12 protein-coding genes are annotated in these 15509 nt (G+C 66.1%); 5 read left to right on the top strand and 7 right to left on the bottom strand.

All coding sequences use genetic code 11. The annotated features are described in order from the left end of the window. Positions 1-30: 30 nt before the first annotated feature. From E3O18_RS01010 to E3O18_RS01000, 3 genes are read right to left on the bottom strand one after another with little or no spacing between them, the layout of a single operon-like run. Positions 31-918: a carbohydrate ABC transporter permease gene (locus E3O18_RS01010; RefSeq protein ID WP_198410550.1), complete on the bottom strand. Its 888-nt coding sequence runs from the start codon at positions 916-918 to the stop codon at positions 31-33. Then, a complete protein-coding gene (locus E3O18_RS01005; RefSeq protein ID WP_134394911.1) occupies positions 918-1946 on the bottom strand; it encodes a sugar ABC transporter permease in 1029 nt (342 codons plus the stop codon). Before E3O18_RS01005 ends, E3O18_RS01010 begins: the two co-directional genes overlap by 1 nt. A gap of 9 nt (positions 1947-1955) precedes the next feature. Continuing rightward, positions 1956-3248 (bottom strand): extracellular solute-binding protein, encoded by a 1293-nt coding sequence (locus E3O18_RS01000; RefSeq protein WP_134394910.1) that lies wholly within the window; start codon positions 3246-3248, stop codon positions 1956-1958. A 198-nt stretch (positions 3249-3446) separates the two neighbouring features. Here E3O18_RS01000 and E3O18_RS00995 point away from each other — a divergent pair, with 198 nt between their 5' ends. Both E3O18_RS00995 and E3O18_RS00990 read left to right on the top strand, forming a co-directional pair. Next, on the top strand, positions 3447-4442 hold the full coding sequence (locus tag E3O18_RS00995) for a LacI family DNA-binding transcriptional regulator (protein ID WP_134394909.1): 996 nt from the start codon (positions 3447-3449) through the stop codon (positions 4440-4442). Between the two features lie 68 nt (positions 4443-4510). After that, a complete protein-coding gene (locus E3O18_RS00990; RefSeq protein ID WP_134394908.1) occupies positions 4511-5785 on the top strand; it encodes an endo-1,4-beta-xylanase in 1275 nt (424 codons plus the stop codon). 28 nt (positions 5786-5813) lie between these two features. On the opposite strand, the gene E3O18_RS00985 is transcribed toward E3O18_RS00990, so the two are convergent. The 4 genes from E3O18_RS00985 to E3O18_RS00970 form a co-directional block, all read right to left on the bottom strand. Then, entirely contained in the window at positions 5814-7031 is a 1218-nt protein-coding gene (locus E3O18_RS00985; protein WP_241976465.1) for an ROK family transcriptional regulator, read from the bottom strand. Between the two features lie 59 nt (positions 7032-7090). Next, positions 7091-8278 (bottom strand): multiple monosaccharide ABC transporter permease, encoded by a 1188-nt coding sequence (gene mmsB / locus E3O18_RS00980; protein WP_134394907.1) that lies wholly within the window; start codon positions 8276-8278, stop codon positions 7091-7093. A gap of 5 nt (positions 8279-8283) precedes the next feature. Beyond that, the gene (gene mmsA, locus E3O18_RS00975) at positions 8284-9792 is read right to left on the bottom strand and encodes a multiple monosaccharide ABC transporter ATP-binding protein (protein WP_104169414.1); all 1509 of its coding nucleotides are present in this window, start codon (positions 9790-9792) and stop codon (positions 8284-8286) included. 127 nt (positions 9793-9919) lie between these two features. Further along, positions 9920-11038: a sugar-binding protein gene (locus E3O18_RS00970; protein ID WP_134394906.1), complete on the bottom strand. Its 1119-nt coding sequence runs from the start codon at positions 11036-11038 to the stop codon at positions 9920-9922. Between the two features lie 491 nt (positions 11039-11529). Here E3O18_RS00970 and xylA point away from each other — a divergent pair, with 491 nt between their 5' ends. The 3 genes from xylA to E3O18_RS00955 all read left to right on the top strand — a co-directional run bounded on the left by xylA (position 11530) and on the right by E3O18_RS00955 (position 15454). Then, on the top strand, positions 11530-12735 hold the full coding sequence (gene xylA / locus E3O18_RS00965; protein ID WP_104169416.1) for a xylose isomerase: 1206 nt from the start codon (positions 11530-11532) through the stop codon (positions 12733-12735). 285 nt (positions 12736-13020) lie between these two features. Further along, positions 13021-14445: a xylulokinase gene (gene xylB, locus E3O18_RS00960; RefSeq protein WP_134417260.1), complete on the top strand. Its 1425-nt coding sequence runs from the start codon at positions 13021-13023 to the stop codon at positions 14443-14445. Positions 14446-14632: 187 nt separating this feature from the next. After that, positions 14633-15454, top strand: a complete 822-nt coding sequence (locus tag E3O18_RS00955; protein ID WP_166784864.1) for a thioredoxin domain-containing protein — start codon at positions 14633-14635, stop codon at positions 15452-15454. Positions 15455-15509: the final 55 nt, after the last annotated feature.

The raw sequence follows: 15509 nt of genomic DNA, 5'->3' as shown, positions 1-15509 counted from the left end.
ACGCCTCACGGCCGCGCACCGCGTGAACGCCTATCCCTTGACGGCGCCGGTCAATCCGCCGACGATGCGGCGCTCGAACAGCGTGAAGAAGATGAGCGCCGGAATCATCGACAGGGAGGTGAAGGCCAGAACCTGTGCCGTGTCCACCGAATACTGCGACGCGAATGCCTGCACGCCCAGTGGCAGCGTGTACATCGCCTGATCGCTCAGGATGAACAGCGGCAGCAGGTAGCTGTTCCAGCTGGCGACGAAGGCCAGGATGCCGGTGGTCACCACGCCAGGAACCGACAACGGCACCACCATGCGGAAGAAGAACCCGAGTCGGCTCGCCCCGTCGATCGACGCGGCTTCCTCGATCTCCTTGGGAATCGCCTTGAGGAACGGCACCAGGATGATAACGGTCACCGGCAGGCCGAAGGCGATCTGCGGCAGGATCACGCCCGCCAGGCTGTTCATCAGGCCCAGTTGCTTGACCAGGATGTAGAGCGGCGTGATCGCAACGGTCATCGGGAACATGAGTCCGGCTGCGAACAGGGCATACATCAGCCCGCGCCCGTGGAAGTCATAGCGGGCCAGGACGAAGCTCACCATCACCCCGAGCACGACGACACCGATCGTCGTGAAGCCGCTGACGATTGCCGAGTTGCCGATCTGCTGCCAGAAAGTCGGAGCGGTCAGGACGTCGAGATAGTTGTCGAAGCGCCACGGACCCGGGAGCCCGGCAGGCGACGAGGTGATCTGGGAATTGTCGCGGAAGCCCCCGACGATGATGTAGAGGACCGGCCCGAGGCACAGGGCGATGAACAGGAATGCGATGAAGTACGTGACGGGGCTGCCCCACTTGTCACGACCTTTCGAGCCATGCTGAACCCGTGGGGCCTCCGTGCGTGAGGCCCTCTCACTGGTCAGAACCGACATCATTTCTTCCCCTCTGTGAGCGCGCCGGCCGTGTCACGTCGCAAGACGAAGCGCTGGTAGGTCAGCGCGATGACAAGCGAGATCAGGAACATGACAACCGCGACGGCGCTGCCGTAGCCGAAGTTGCCCGAGGTGCGCCCGTTCGCGACCATGTAGGTCGCCATGGTCGAGGTACCCGCCGTCGAAGCGACGTACTGGCCCCAGATGATGAAGACAAGGTCGAACAATTGAAGTGACCCGATGATGGACAGGAACGCCCAGGTGCGCAGGGTCGGGCCGAGCAGCGGCAGCGTGATGCTGCGCTGCACCTGCCAGTAACTCGCGCCGTCGATCGACGCCGCCTCGAAGAGCTCCTCCGGGATTCCCTGAAGCCCGGCGAGGAAGAGGATGACGGCGAAGCCGATGTACTTCCAGGAGATGATCAGCATCAGCGACCAGATGGCGATCTTGGGATCTGAGAGCCAGTCGGCCTGGAACGCGCCCAGACCGACACTCTCCAGCAGGTCGTTCACCGCGCCATTGGTCTGGAGCATCAGACCCCAGCCGATGCCGACGATGACCTCGGAGATGATGTACGGAACGAAAATCAGAACGCGGATGAGGGAGCGTCCCCGGATCTTCTGGTTGATGAGCAGAGCCAGAATGAGTGCGATCGGCAGCTGGATGACCAGCGACAGCACGAGGATGATGCCGTTGTGCATCAGCACCTCGTGGAACGCGCTGTCCGCGAAGATGATCACGTAGTTGCCCCAGCCGACGAAATCGGTTGCCGGCCCGTAACCCTTCCAACGGAAGAAGCCGTAGTAGGCGGCCAGAATGACCGGGAGGATCACGAAGCCGACGAAGACGAGGATCGCCGGTCCGGAGAGGACCGCTATCTCCAGGCGCTTCCGCCAGTCTGCAGTTCTTCGGGTGGGGCGCGTCCCGGCCGGGGACGATGCACGAGGTGCACCGTCCCCAGCTTTCTGCGTGCCCGGCAGCGGCCGCGCGTCGGTCAACGACGCAGCGCCTGCGGACTCTTTTCTCATGGTTGCGAGCTAACCCTTAGCCGCTGCCGCGTTGACGCCCGCGACGAGGTCCGCTGCGCCGCTCTTGCCGGCCAGCATGTCGACGACGCCGGTGTTCAGCGCGTTGCCGACGTTCTGGCCGAACAGGGTGTCCAGCCAGACGGTCACGTACGGTGCCTCGTTGTAGGCCTCCAGGATGGACTTCAATGCATCATCGGTCACGACGTCCTGAGCCTCCGTATTGGCCGGAAGCGTGTGGAACGCGTTCGCGTACCCTTCCTGCTGCTCCTTCTGCATGAAGAAGTTGAGGAAGTCGGTGCACTCCTCCTGCGGCGCCTGAGCCGAGCAGGTGAAGCCGTCCACGCCGCCCATCATCGCGCCGGCCGCACCTTCGCCGCCGTCGATCTCCGGGAAGGGGAACCAGCCGAGGTCAGCCAGCGGCTTCTCGTCGGGGGTCAGCGATGCGATCACGCCGGGGTTCCACGCACCCATGAGTTCCATGGCCGCCTGGTGGTTCGCCAGAAGGCCGGCCGAACTGCCTGCTCCCTGCTGTGCGGACGTGGTGAGGAAGCCATCGTTGAACGGCTCGGTCTCAATGAACTCTTCCATCTGCTCGCTCGCGTTCAGCCAGCAGGCGTCGTCGAACGTCTTGGACTCGGCTGCCTTGTCCATGGCGTCCTGCGAGCAGGCCCGCTGAGCGAAGAAGTAGTACCAGTGCGCGGCGGGCCAGGCGTCCTTGGCACCCACGGCGATCGGCGCGATACCGGCGGCCTTGAGCTTGTCCACCGCGGTGCCCAGCTCGGCCATCGTCGCCGGCACGGTGTCGATGCCGGCCTCCGCGAAGAGGTCCTTGCTGTAGTAGATGCCGCCAGGAAGCACTGCGGTCGGCATTCCGTAGATCTTGCCCTCGACCGCGAAGGCACTGAGCACGCCCTCGGGCACCGCCGCACTCGTAGCCTCGTCGATGAAGTCTGTGATGTCCATGGCCTGTCCGGCCGCCACGACATCCACCAGCTTGCCGCCGCCCCGTGCCATGAAGATGTCCGGTGCATCGCCGGAGTTCAGCGCGGTCTGAAGCTTTCCGTCCATCTCCTCGTTCTGGATGGACTGCATTTCGATTGTGACCTTCGGGTTGGCCGCCTCGAACTCGGCGACCGTCTTCTCCCAGTAGGCCTTGCCTTCTCCTGTCGTTGAGTTCTGCCAGAAGGTCAGGGCGACCGTGTCGCTCGAACCGCTGTCGCCGCCACTGGCGCACCCGGAAGCGAGCATGGCGGTGCTCACGGCCAGCGCGAGAATTCCCGCGGTTCGGTTTTTCCTCTTCATTGTGGAAGCTCCTTGGTAGTCATCGGTGACACACGACATTCGTCCGCCACACCCAGAGCTTCCCAGCACGGCATCCATCTTGTCAATCGATATCGATAACGATTTCTAACGGGGTGATTCGGCTCTTGATCTGTTGCCCGGCGCTGTACTGTGAGTAGTGTGACCCTTGATGTCAACCCATCCCCCCCGCTTGGGCGAGTGACGATCGCCGACGTCGCGCGCCAAGCCGGCGTTTCGGTGCCGACGGTGTCGAAGGTCGTCAATCTGCGTTACGGCGTCGCTCCGGCGACCTTCAAGCGAGTGACGGAAGTCGTCGCCGCACTCGGCTATGAGCCCTCGCTTGTGGCTTCGAGTCTGCGTCGACAGCGCAGCAATGTGATCGGCATCCTCGTCTCTGAATTCGAGTCGTTCTCGGTCGAGCTGCTCAAAGGCATATCCACCGCTGCCACCGGGACCGGTTATGAGTTGCTCGCGTATTCGGCCCTCGCGCCGGGCGGCATCAGCGCGGGCTGGGAACGCCGATCCCTCTCGCGCCTGGCCGGCACGCTCATCGACGGCGCCATCATCGTCACGCCCACGTTGCTCATGCCGACGACTTCGATCCCCGTCGTCGCGATCGACCCGCACACGGGGCCGGGCGGACCCGCGACAATCGACTCGGACAACATCGGCGGCGCCCGGGTGGCGACCCGGCACCTCATCGAACTGGGACACCGCCGCATCGCACATATCCGAGGGCGCAGCGACCTGGCTTCGGCCCAGTTGCGTGAGGCCGGTTACCGTGAATCGCTCGAGAACGCCGGCATCCCATTCGACCCGACCCTCGTTCGCGACGGTGGATACCAGGCCGCCCTGACGGCCGACGCGGCTCGTGAACTGCTGACGCGGCCGGATCGACCGACCGCGGTGTTCGCCGCAAACGACATGTCCGCGCTCGGCGTCCTGAAAGTCGCCCGCGAACTCGGACTGCGGGTGCCGGAAGACGTTTCCGTCATCGGATTCGACGACATCCCCGAGGCCGCGAGCTCGACACCGCCGTTGACGACCATGGCCCAGCCACTGCACGACCTGGGGGCACAGGCCCTGCAGATGCTGGTGAAGCTGCTCGACGGGGAAGACGTCCCTCACCATGTCCAACTCCCTGCCAAGCTCGTGGTCCGGGCGAGCACCGGCCCCGTGCCGGTCGAATCCTGACTTCCCATTCGCCCAGCACCCCGATTCGTCGGCTGGATCAACACTCCAGTCTGGAAAGTGACTCTGCAATGATGCCCTCCGCGGCCCTCTCCTCCGCCTCGGCACCCGCCCATCGGCTCTGTACCACCGTCGTGACCGTGACGGATGCGTCCGGTGAGGTCCTGCCAAACACGGAGATCGTCGTCGCCCAGCTGGACCACGCCTTCGGCTTCGGCAACATCGGCTTCGATTTCCTCGGCCTCGCGAACGGCGAGCCTGACGAGATCGGCACCGAGAGCCTCGCCACGCTCTACGCTGACGTCTTCAACACGGCAACGCTGCCGTTCTATTGGGGCCGCTTCGAGCCCACCCGCGGCGCACCGGACACGGCCCGGCTGCAACAGGCCGCAAGGTGGTTCCGCGGCCGCGGCGTGAAGCTCAAGGGTCATCCGCTCGTCTGGCACACCGTGCAGCCCGATTGGCTGCTCGGCCTGCCCGTCGACGAGGTCGAACGGCTGCAGCGCGAACGCATCCGCCGCGACGTCGCCGACTTTGAGGGGCTCGTCGACACCTGGGACGCCATCAACGAAGCCGTCATCATGCCGGTATTCGAAAACGGGGACAACGGCATCACCCCGCTGGCTCGCGCCAGGGGGCGCATCCCGATGATCCGCCTGGCGTTCGAAGAGGCCCGCGCGGTGAATCCTCGCGCCACGCTGCTGCTCAATGACTTCGATCTCTCGAGCGCCTTCGAGTGCCTCATCGAAGGGGTCCTCGAGTCCGGCGTCGAGATCGATGCCCTCGGGCTGCAAACCCACATGCACCAGGGGTACTGGGGTGAGGACGCCATGCTCGGGATGGTCGACCGGTTCGCCCGATACGGCCTGCCGTTGCACCTGACCGAGTCATCTCTCGTTTCCGGCGACCTCATGCCGGCCGACATCGTGGACCTGAACGACTACCGCGTCTCGGAGTGGCCGTCGACTCCGGAAGGAGAGGCCCGCCAGGCGGACGACCTCGAGCGACACTACCGCTCACTCATGGCGCATCCCTCGGTCGAGGCCGTCACCTACTGGGGCATCACCGACGCAGGCGCCTGGCTCGGCGCACCGATCGGGCTGGTGCGCGCCGACGGCACTCCGAAGCCGTCCTACGACGCGTTGCGCGGGCTCGTGAAGGGCGAATGGTGGCTTGCACCGACGACCGCGCTCACCGACGCGCGGGGCAGGGTCTCGGTCGAAGGATTCGCCGGCGAATACCAGCTCGGCACCAGCGCCAGGTTCGCCGCGAGTGAACAGTCAACCCGATTCACGCTGAGTCCTGAGGATCGGCACACTCGCGTCACCCTCCCATCGATCACCTGACCCGGCAGACGCGAAGTCCGGTCACGCGTCAGACACCGATGCGTCCGCGCACAAACCCGGCAGGGTCGTCGAGCAGCCCGGCGAAGGCCAGCTCGGCCGCCCCGACAATCATCAGCCGGGAGCGCAGCTGCGCCCGTTCGAGTAGCACGGCGTGCCCGAGGCTTCCGATTGAGCTCACGCTCACCGCCTCGGCCAGGCGCTCTCGGCCCACCGACAGCAGCGAACCGAGAAAGCCGCCGAGCACCACCATCTTCGGGTCGAACATGTTCACGAAGTCTGAGATCGCCACCGAGAGAAAGTCGATCTGCCTCATTACCTCCCGGAGCACCTGAGGGTCGCGCGAGACGCCGAGGGCGACGTCGAGGTCGTCCAGATCCGCGCGCGGCAGGCCCAGCACCCGGAGCAGGCGCGACATGCTCACCTCGGTCTCCAGGCATCCGATGCGGCCGCAGTGGCATCGCACCCCGTTCGAGTTGACCAGTGTGTGTCCAAGCTCACCCGCGTAGCCACTCGTACCGCGCAACGGGCTGCCGCCGATGATGAGGCCGCCCCCGATGCCGCTCGCACTGCCGTTGAGGTAGACGAGGTCCTTCGCGCCACGGGCCGCTCCGAACAGACTCTCGGCGATGGCGGCCAGGCTTGCGTCGTTGCCGGCGTACACCGGGAAGTGCAGCACCCTGGCGAGGGTGCTGGTGAGGGCGCAGTCCCGCCAGCCGAGGTGCGGCGCGATCAGCACGCGGCCGTCGACCGTGTCGACCAGGCCGGGAACGGCCACGCCGACCCCGGCGATGCGATAGTTCTGCTCGATCTCGCCGCGCATACCGTCGACGATGGCCTTGACCGCGTTCACGGTTTCGGACACGGTGGGAATACGGGCCGTGTCGAAGCGGATGCGGCGAATCACCTCGCCGCCGAGCCCCACCAGCCCCACCGTGATCGCATCGACATCGGGGCTCACGGCGATCGCGGCGATCTTCGGGCTCGGAAACACCTGCAGGCTCGGGCGCCCCACCCGGCCGGGCACATCTTCGGGCTCGCCCTCGAACGCCATTCCGAGCTCGACCAGTTCGGCCACGAGCGCCGAAATGGTGGACCGATTCAGGCCGGTGCGTCTGGTCAGTTCAGCCCGAGAGCATCCGCTCGAATGATGAATCATCGTGAGAATCATCGACAGATTGAACCGGCGCAACTGGTCGTTGCTCGAACCACCCCGTGCGGAGAGGGTGGTCGTGGTCAGCCGGGTCACGACACACCACCTCTACGGTTGGAAGACACCTGACAGGGCCCTGCAAGCGCGGGGCGAAGCTAGCGGCCGCCGCGGCTCTTGTTGAAGATGTCGAACGCGACCGCGAGCAGGAGCACGACGCCCTTGATGGTCATCTGCCAGGCCGCGTCGACCGTGAGGATGGACAGGCCCATGTTGAGCACGCCCATCACCAACGCGCCGATGACGGCGCCGATGACCGTGCCGACGCCACCCGTCACGGCCGCGCCACCGATGAAGACGGCCGCGATGGCATCGAGCTCGTAGTTCTGGCCGGCCGAGGCGACGGCGCCCCCGGCCCGAGCCGTGGAGACCACGCCGGCCAGGCCGGCGAGCACTCCCATGTTGACGAAGATGAAGAAGTTGACCCAGCGGGTCTTGACGCCGCTCATCTTGGCGGCGAACAGGTTGCCACCCATCGCGTACACGTGGCGGCCGAACACGGTCTGGTTGAGCAGAAAGGTGTAGCCGAGAATGAGGGCGGCTAGCACGATCAGGATGAGCGGTGTGCCGCTGTAGCCGGAGAGCAACCAGGCGAAGGCGATGATGGCCACGCCGGCGATGCCGCTCTTGATCCACAGGGTGGCGATCGGCTCGCGGGGCAGGTCGAGCTTGCGCAGGGTGGCGCGGGTACGCAGCTGCTGCACGATCAGGGCGAGCGCGGTGAGCACACCGAGGGCGATGGTGAGCACGTCCCGGCCGCCGACCTCGCCAAGCCAGGCGGGCAGCCAGCCCGCACCGATGGCGGTGAACTCGGACGGCAGGCCGCCAATGGTGCCGCCGGTGAGCAGCACCAGGGTGAGCCCGCGGAAGATCAGCATGCCGGCCAGGGTGACGATGAACGCCGGGATGCCGACGAAGGCCACCCAGTAGCCCTGCCACGCGCCGACGACGGCGCCGACCACCAGGGCGAGAATGACGGCGGCCCACCAGGAGAAGCCCCAGGAATTCATACTGATCGCGGCGACGGCACCGACCATGGCCACCACGGACCCGGCCGAGAGGTCGATGTGGCCCGCGATGATGACGATCACCATGCCGATGGCGAGGATCAGAACATAGGCGTTCTGCTGGATCAGGTTGTTGACGTTGCCGGGCAGAAGCAGGCGACCGTCGGTGAGAATCTGAAACAGCATGATGATGATCACGAGTGCGGCGAGGATTCCATACTGTCTGAGGCTGACCGCAAACTTGGGTTTTGTGCGCTTCATAGGGGTGGTGGTGCTCATCGGGGTCAGTCCTTTCCCGCGGTCATGTAGTGCATGAGTGTTTCCTGGGAGGCTTCCGCCGCGGTGACTTCACCGGTGAGCTTGCCCTCGGAGATGACGTAGATCCGGTCGGAGAGCCCGATGAGTTCGGGCAGCTCCGAGGAGATCACCACAACGGCTTTGCCCTGGGCGGCGAGCTCGTTGATGATTCCGTAGATCTCATACTTGGCGCCCACGTCGATGCCGCGGGTCGGTTCGTCGAGAATGAGAATGTCGGGGCCGGCGAAGATCCACTTCGAGAGCACGACCTTCTGCTGGTTGCCGCCGGAGAGCTTGCCGGTGATCGATGTGACGCTCGGCGCCTTGATGTTCATCTTCTCGCGATAGGAGTTGGCGACCTTGTATTCGCGGTGCCGGTCGATGACACCCCACTTGGCGAGTTTGCCGAGGGCCGCCGCCGAAACGTTCACCGTGATGTCACCGATGAGGTTGAGGCCGTAGAGCTTCCGGTCTTCGGTGGCGTAGGCGAAGCCGTGGCGGATTGCCTCGTCGACGGTGCGCATCTGAATCTCGTCGCCGTTCTTGAAGACGCTGCCGGTGATCTTGGTACCGTACGAGCGGCCGAAGATGCTCATGGCCAGTTCGGTTCGGCCGGCGCCCATCAGCCCGGCGAACCCGACGATCTCGCCGGCGCGCACGCTGAAGGACGCCCCGTCGACGACCTTGCGCGCGGTGTCGACCGGGTGGTACACGGTCCAGTCTTCGACGCGCAGCAGTTCGGCGCCGATCTTGGGTTCACGCGGCGGAAACAGGTTGTTGAGTTCCCGGCCGACCATCGAACGGATGATGCGCGCCTCGGTGGCGTCCGGTCCGTCCATCGAGATGGTTTCGATGGTCTTGCCGTCCCGGATGACGGTGACCTTGTCGGCGATCCGTTTGATCTCTTTGAGCTTGTGGCTGATGATGATGCAGGTGATGCCCTGCCCGCGCAGGTGTTCGATCAGGCCGAGCAGGTGCGCCGAGTCCTCATCGTTGAGGGCGGCGGTCGGCTCATCGAGGATGAGCAGTTTCACCTGTTTGGAGAGCGCCTTGGCGATCTCCACGAGCTGCTGCTTGCCGACGCCGAGTTCGAGCACCCGGGTGGCCGGGCTTTCAGCGAGGCCGACCCGGCTGAGCAGCAGGGACGCTTCGCGGTTGGTCTTGTTCCAGTCGATGATGCCGCGGTTGGAATTCTCGTTTCCGAGGAAGATGTTCTCGGCGATCGACAGGTAGGGGCTGAGGGCCAGTTCCTGGTGGATGATGACGATGCCGTCGGCTTCGCTGTCATTGATCGTCTTGTAGGAGACCGGCTTGTTCTCGAACTCGATGGTGCCCTCGAAACTGCCGGCGGGATACACACCGCTGAGCACCTTCATGAGCGTGGACTTGCCGGCGCCGTTCTCGCCGCAGATCGCGTGCACCTCCCCGCGAACGACGTCGATGGACACCCCGTCGAGTGCCTTCACTCCGCTGAAATCCTTCACAATGTTGTGCATCCTGAGGATGGTCGTGTGCTCCAAGGGCAGCCTCCTGATCGATAGCGCGTGTGTAGATCTGCCGGCCCCGGTGAGGGCCGAGGTGGTCGGCCCCGCTCGCGCGGGGCCGACCGGGGTGTGGGACCGGTTACAGTCCCACGTCGGATGCCTTGATGAAGCCGGAGTCGATCAGCTTGACCTGGATGTCCTCCTTGACGACGACCTCGGGGTCGAGCAGGAACGACGGCACGATCTTCTTGCCGTTGTCGTAGGTCTCGGTGTCGTTGACGGTCACTTCTTCGTCCGCGGCGATCTGCAGAACCATGTTGTAGACCTGCTCGCCGAGCGTGCGGGTGTCCTTCCACACGCTCATGGACTGCTCGTCTTTGAGAATCGCCTTGATGTTGGCCTTGTCGGCGTCCTGCCCGCTGATGATCGGGTAGTCCTCACCGGGTGCGTAGCCCGCCGACTTCAGGGACGCCAGGATGCCGATGGCGAGGCTGTCATTGGGCGAGAGCACAACGTCGACCTTCTCGGATCCGGAGTAGAAGGACGACAGGCGGTTGTCCATCTCGGCCTGGGAGAGGGTGGAAGCCCAGCCTTGGATGCCGATCGAGGCCCAGTCCGCGTTGGACTCGGGCGAGCGACCGCTGGGAACGACGAGCTGACCGTTCTCGACGTAGGGCAGCAGAACGTCCCAGGCGCCGGAGAAGAAGAATTTCGCGTTGTTGTCGTCGGGGCTGCCGGCGAAGGGCTCGAGGTTGAACGGGCCGGCGCCGTCGGCCAGGCCGAGCTGGTCGACGATGTACTCCCCCTGCAGGGTACCGACCTCGTAGTTGTCGAAGGTCGCGTAGTAATCGACGTTCTCGGTGCCGACGATCAGGCGGTCGTAGGCGATGACCGTGGCGTCCTGCGTCTTGGCCTCTTCCAGCGCCGGGCCCAGCAGGAGGCCGTCGATGGCAGCGACGACGAGGATGTTGGCCCCGCCGGCAATCTGGTTCTGGATCTGGCTGATCTGCTGGTCGGTCTTGTTGTCGGCGTACTGCAGGTCGGCGGTGCAGCCGGCCTTTTCGAGCAGCGTCTTGAGCTGCTCACCATCGTTGATCCAGCGCTCAAGGGCGCGGGTCGGCATGGAAATGCCGACGTTGCAGTCGGCAATGGCCTCCACGCCGTCGCCGGCCGGTGCGCCCGTGCCGGAACATGCCGCGAGCGACAAGGCCACGGCTCCAGTCGCCGCTACGGCGATGATCCTCTTGGTCAGGGACATTGGTGCTTTCCTCTCTGAATGCTGCCAGGCGCAGGGGCGGAGATTCCGACTCCTGCTGCAACGAGGTGCACTCCGACCGACCATTTTGCGTAACGCGAAACGGGGACGGACGGTTACCTCGTTGTAAAGCGTGATGCGATGTGGACTCACACGGTCAGGTGTGAAATCCGGTGCAGGGCCAAGCTGTTCGGACCACTCTGCGGGTGAGCCTCCACTCAGTCGCGGACGACTTTGTTCGTGACCAAAACATATCCAATTGGAGAGCCAATTGCCAATTTTTGTCCCGAGATTCCGCTATTTCTGCGCAATCAAGGTGGATTCACTATCCACGCCATACCCTTGTGCCCGGATCGAGCGCCGCAACACAGGCTAATAGTTCCCGCCGGAGGCAAATTCGGATCATTTCCGGCAAACCGTCCCGTTCTGGTCACGATTGATATATGTTTGGGTAATCAACAAATCATCGACGCAGCTGAATCGGAAGTAGTGAAATGACATTGAGTGATGTGAGCCTGACCCCCACCCGCGACGACAAGTTCTCCTTCGGGCTCTGGACCGTCGGCTACAACGGCAGCGACCCGTTCGGCGGCCCCACCCGGCCGCCACTCGACGTCGTCGACGCGGTCGAGAACCTCGCCCGTCTCGGCGCATACGGCCTGACCTTCCACGATGACGACCTGTTCGCCTTCGGCTCCACGGATGCCGAGCGCCAGTCCCAGATCGACCGGGTCAAGCAGGTCTGCGCCGACACCGGCCTGATCATCCCGATGATCACCACCAACCTGTTCAGCGCCCCGGTCTTCAAGGACGGCGGCTTCACCTCGAACGACCGCAGCGTGCGCCGCTTCGCGCTGCGCAAGGTGTTGCGCAACATCGACCTCGCCGCCGAGCTCGGCGCGAAGACGTTCGTAATGTGGGGCGGCCGCGAGGGCGCCGAGTACGACTCGGCCAAGGACATCCGTGCGGCCCTGAATCGCTACCGCGAGGCCGTCAACCTGCTCGGCGACTACGTCACCGATAAGGGCTACGACATCCGTTTCGCGATCGAGCCGAAGCCGAACGAACCGCGTGGCGACATCCTGCTGCCCACGGTCGGTCACGCGATGGCGTTCATCACTACTCTCGACCGGCCCGAGCTGGTCGGCGTGAACCCCGAGGTCGGCCACGAGCAGATGGCCGGGCTCAACTTCGCCGCCGGCATCGCCCAGGCGCTGTACCAGGGCAAGCTGTTCCACATCGACCTGAACGGCCAGCGCGGCATCAAGTACGACCAGGACCTGGTCTTCGGCCACGGCGACCTGCACAACGCGTTCGCGCTCGTCGACCTGCTCGAGAACGGCGGCCTGAACGGCGGCCCGTCCTACGAAGGCCCCCGCCACTTCGACTACAAGCCCAGCCGCACCGAGGACATCACCGGCGTGTGGGACTCGGCCGCCGCGAACATGCGCACCTACCTGCTGCTCAAGGAGCGCACCCAGGCCTTCCGCGCCGACCCCGAGGTGCAGCAGATGCTCGAAGCGGCACGCGTGCCGGAGCTCTCCGCGCCCACCCTGGCAGCCGGCGAAAGCTACGACGACCTGCTCGCCGACCGCGCCTCCTACGAGGACTTCGACACGGATGCCTACTTCGGCGGCAAGGGCTTCGGCTTCGTACGGCTGCAGCAGCTGGCGCTGGAGCACCTGCTCGGCGCCCGCTAACCGGGATCCCGATGCACAGGGCCGGCCACGGTGGCCGGCCCTGTGCCGGGCTCCGGCTGGCCCCATGGCTCACTCAGGAGTCCGTTCCTGTAGCTGACGCGGGAGATCCTCCGGATGCGGCGGCCGGGCCCGCGGTACCCAGGCCCGCGGCATCCGTTTCTCCTGAGTTGCCCACTCCTCGCACCCCCTCGTTGCACCCCCTCCTCACGCCCAATCTCCACGCCCAATCTCCACGCCCACGCCCCACGCCCCACGACGCACGACCCCCGAGCGGAGAATGAAGCCATGACACTGGTTGCCGGAATAGATTCCTCGACCCAGAGCTGCAAGATCGTGATCAGGGATGCCGACACCGGCGCCCTGGTGCGCAGCGGTCGTGCGTCGCATCCGAACGGTATCGAGGTCGACCCCGAGCGCTGGTGGGAGGCGCTGCACGCCGCCCTCGCCGACGCCGGCGGGCTCGCGGATGTCGCCGCGATCTCCGTCGCCGCCCAGCAGCACGGCATGGTCGCGCTCGACGCCGAAGGCCGCGTGATCCGCCCGGCACTGCTCTGGAACGACACCCGCAGCGCCGGTGCCGCGTCCGACCTGATCGCCGAGATCGGCGCCGAAGAGTACGCCCGGCGCACGGGCCTCGTGCCGGTGGCCTCGTTCACCGCCACGAAGCTGCGCTGGCTCCGCGACGCCGAACCTCTCAACGCCGCCCGCGTCGCCGCGGTCGCCCTCCCCCACGACTGGCTCACCTGGCGGCTGCGCGGCTACGGCCCGGCCGACGCGAGCCCCCTCGGGCCGGAACTGGACGAGCTGACCACCGACCGTTCCGACGCGAGCGGGACCGGCTACTGGTCACCCACCACGGGCACCTACGACCTCGACCTCTTCGAACGCGCCCTCGGGCACCGCGCCATCCTCCCCCGCGTACTCGGCCCCGGCGACACCGCCGGCACCACGGCCCCTCTGTCGGATTCGTTCCCAGCGGGAATCGTGATCGGCGTCGGCGCGGGCGACAACGCCGGCGCCGCACTGGGACTCGGCGCGGGCGACGGGGACGTCATCGTCTCCATCGGCACCAGCGGCACGGTCTTCGCCGTCACCAATCAGCCGACGGCGGATGCCACGGGCACCGTCGCCGGCTTCGCCGACGCCAGCGGACTGTCCCTGCCTCTCGTGGCCACGCTCAACGCCGCCCGGGTGCTCGACGCGGTGCGGCTGCTCCTCGGGGTTGAGCACGACGAGCTCGGGAGCCTCGCGCTCAGCGCGGAACCCGGCGCCCAAGGGCTCGTCCTCCAGCCCTACTTCGAAGGCGAACGCACGCCCAACCTGCCGGACGCGACGGCCAGCCTCTTCGGACTCACCCTCACCTCGAGCACCCGGCCCAACCTCGCACGCGCAGCCATCGAGGGGATGCTCTGCGGCCTCGCCGACGGCCTCGACGCCGTACGGGCGCAGGGGGTGGTGGCCGACCGGGTGCTGCTGATCGGCGGCGCCGCGCAGAGCCCGGTCGTCGCGGCCATCGCGGCGCAGGTCTTCGACTGCCCGGTCGTGGTTCCGACCCCGGGCGAGTACGTTGCCGACGGCGCCGCCGTCCAGGCCGCGTGGGCGCTGACCGGCAGCCGCCCGGTTTGGCCGATATCCCTCGCCGCCGCGCCGGAACCGGACTGCCGCCCGCTCATCCGGGCCCAGTACGAAGTCCACCGCGCCCAGGCCTGAGCCGGCTCCGCCCACGGCGCCCGAAGCTGGGGCTCCGCGCTCACAGCCCCCTCACAGCCCCGCTGCACCTCCTCCGGAGACGGACCCTCTAACCTTGGAACTACCTGCCAGTCGCAACGAAACGGTGCATTAGTTCATGAGTAATGTCTACGGCAAGCCTGTCCCCCCCAAGAAGGATCGCCGCGAGATGGCGCGTGAAAGCGCCCGCCAGCTCCGCGAGGAGCAGCAGAAAAAGGAGAAGCGCAACCGCTGGCTTCTGCGCGGCGGCATCGGCGCCGGCCTGATCGCGGCTGCTGTGGTCGTGGCCCTCGTCGTGGTCGGCAGCCAGGGACCTGCGGCGCCGGGCCCGCTCAACATGGCCAGCGACGGCGTGCTGCTCGGCGGCGACGGCACCAACATCGTCCCGGTCGAGACCGTCTCCGTTGCCGCCGACGAGGACCCCATCGCCACCGACCCGACAGCCCTCGGCGACACCGCCAACATCGTGGTCTACGCGGACTACCTCTGCCCCTTCTGCGGCCAGTTCGAAACCACGAACGGCGAGCAGATCGCCGGCTGGGTCGCCGCGGGCACCGCCACGCTCGAGCTGCACCCGATCTCGATCCTCGATCCGGTTTCGGCCGGTAGCAAGTACCCGACCCGGGCCGCCGCCACCGTCGCGTGCGTCGCCAACTATGAGCCAGAGAACGTGCTCGCCCTGAACGCGGCCCTGTTCGCAAACCAGCCGGCGGAGAACACCGAGGGCCTGACCAACGAAGACCTGGTCAGCCTGGCCACGAGTGCGGGCGTCACCGACGAGAAGGTCGCCACCTGCATCACGGAGAACACCTTCGCCGACTGGGTCGGCACCGCCACTCAGCGCGCCCTCGACGGCCCGCTCCCCAACGCCGACATCGAGCAGGTCAAGGGCACGCCCACCGTGCTCGTCAACGGCGTCTCCTACCCCGGCGCCCTCGACGACCCGGCCGCCTTCGAGGCCTTCGTCACAGCGCAGGCCACCGCCGAGTAGCGGCTGGGGTTCGGGGCACCGCGAGGCGCCCCGAACCCCATTCCCGACGCCGCGT

This window comes from Cryobacterium sp. TMT2-42-4 (assembly GCF_004402645.1).
Taxonomy (GTDB): domain Bacteria; phylum Actinomycetota; class Actinomycetes; order Actinomycetales; family Microbacteriaceae; genus Cryobacterium; species Cryobacterium sandaracinum.
The sequence above is the reverse complement of the archived record's forward strand: the minus strand, read 5'-3'. Positions and strand labels throughout refer to the sequence as shown.

Bases quoted from the DNA above. Each gene is read 5' to 3' on its own strand.
- E3O18_RS01010 (WP_198410550.1), bottom strand. From the start codon at position 918: ATGTCGGTTCTGACCAGTGAGAGGGCCTCACGCACGGAGGCCCCACGG.
- E3O18_RS01005 (WP_134394911.1), bottom strand. From the start codon at position 1,946: ATGAGAAAAGAGTCCGCAGGCGCTGCGTCGTTGACCGACGCGCGGCCG.
- E3O18_RS01000 (WP_134394910.1), bottom strand. From the start codon at position 3,248: ATGAAGAGGAAAAACCGAACCGCGGGAATTCTCGCGCTGGCCGTGAGC.
- E3O18_RS00990 (WP_134394908.1), top strand. From the start codon at position 4,511: ATGATGCCCTCCGCGGCCCTCTCCTCCGCCTCGGCACCCGCCCATCGG.
- mmsB (WP_134394907.1), bottom strand. From the start codon at position 8,278: ATGAGCACCACCACCCCTATGAAGCGCACAAAACCCAAGTTTGCGGTC.
- mmsA (WP_104169414.1), bottom strand. From the start codon at position 9,792: ATGCACAACATTGTGAAGGATTTCAGCGGAGTGAAGGCACTCGACGGG.
- E3O18_RS00970 (WP_134394906.1), bottom strand. From the start codon at position 11,038: ATGTCCCTGACCAAGAGGATCATCGCCGTAGCGGCGACTGGAGCCGTG.
- xylA (WP_104169416.1), top strand. From the start codon at position 11,530: ATGACATTGAGTGATGTGAGCCTGACCCCCACCCGCGACGACAAGTTC.
- xylB (WP_134417260.1), top strand. From the start codon at position 13,021: ATGACACTGGTTGCCGGAATAGATTCCTCGACCCAGAGCTGCAAGATC.
- E3O18_RS00955 (WP_166784864.1), top strand. From the start codon at position 14,633: ATGGCGCGTGAAAGCGCCCGCCAGCTCCGCGAGGAGCAGCAGAAAAAG.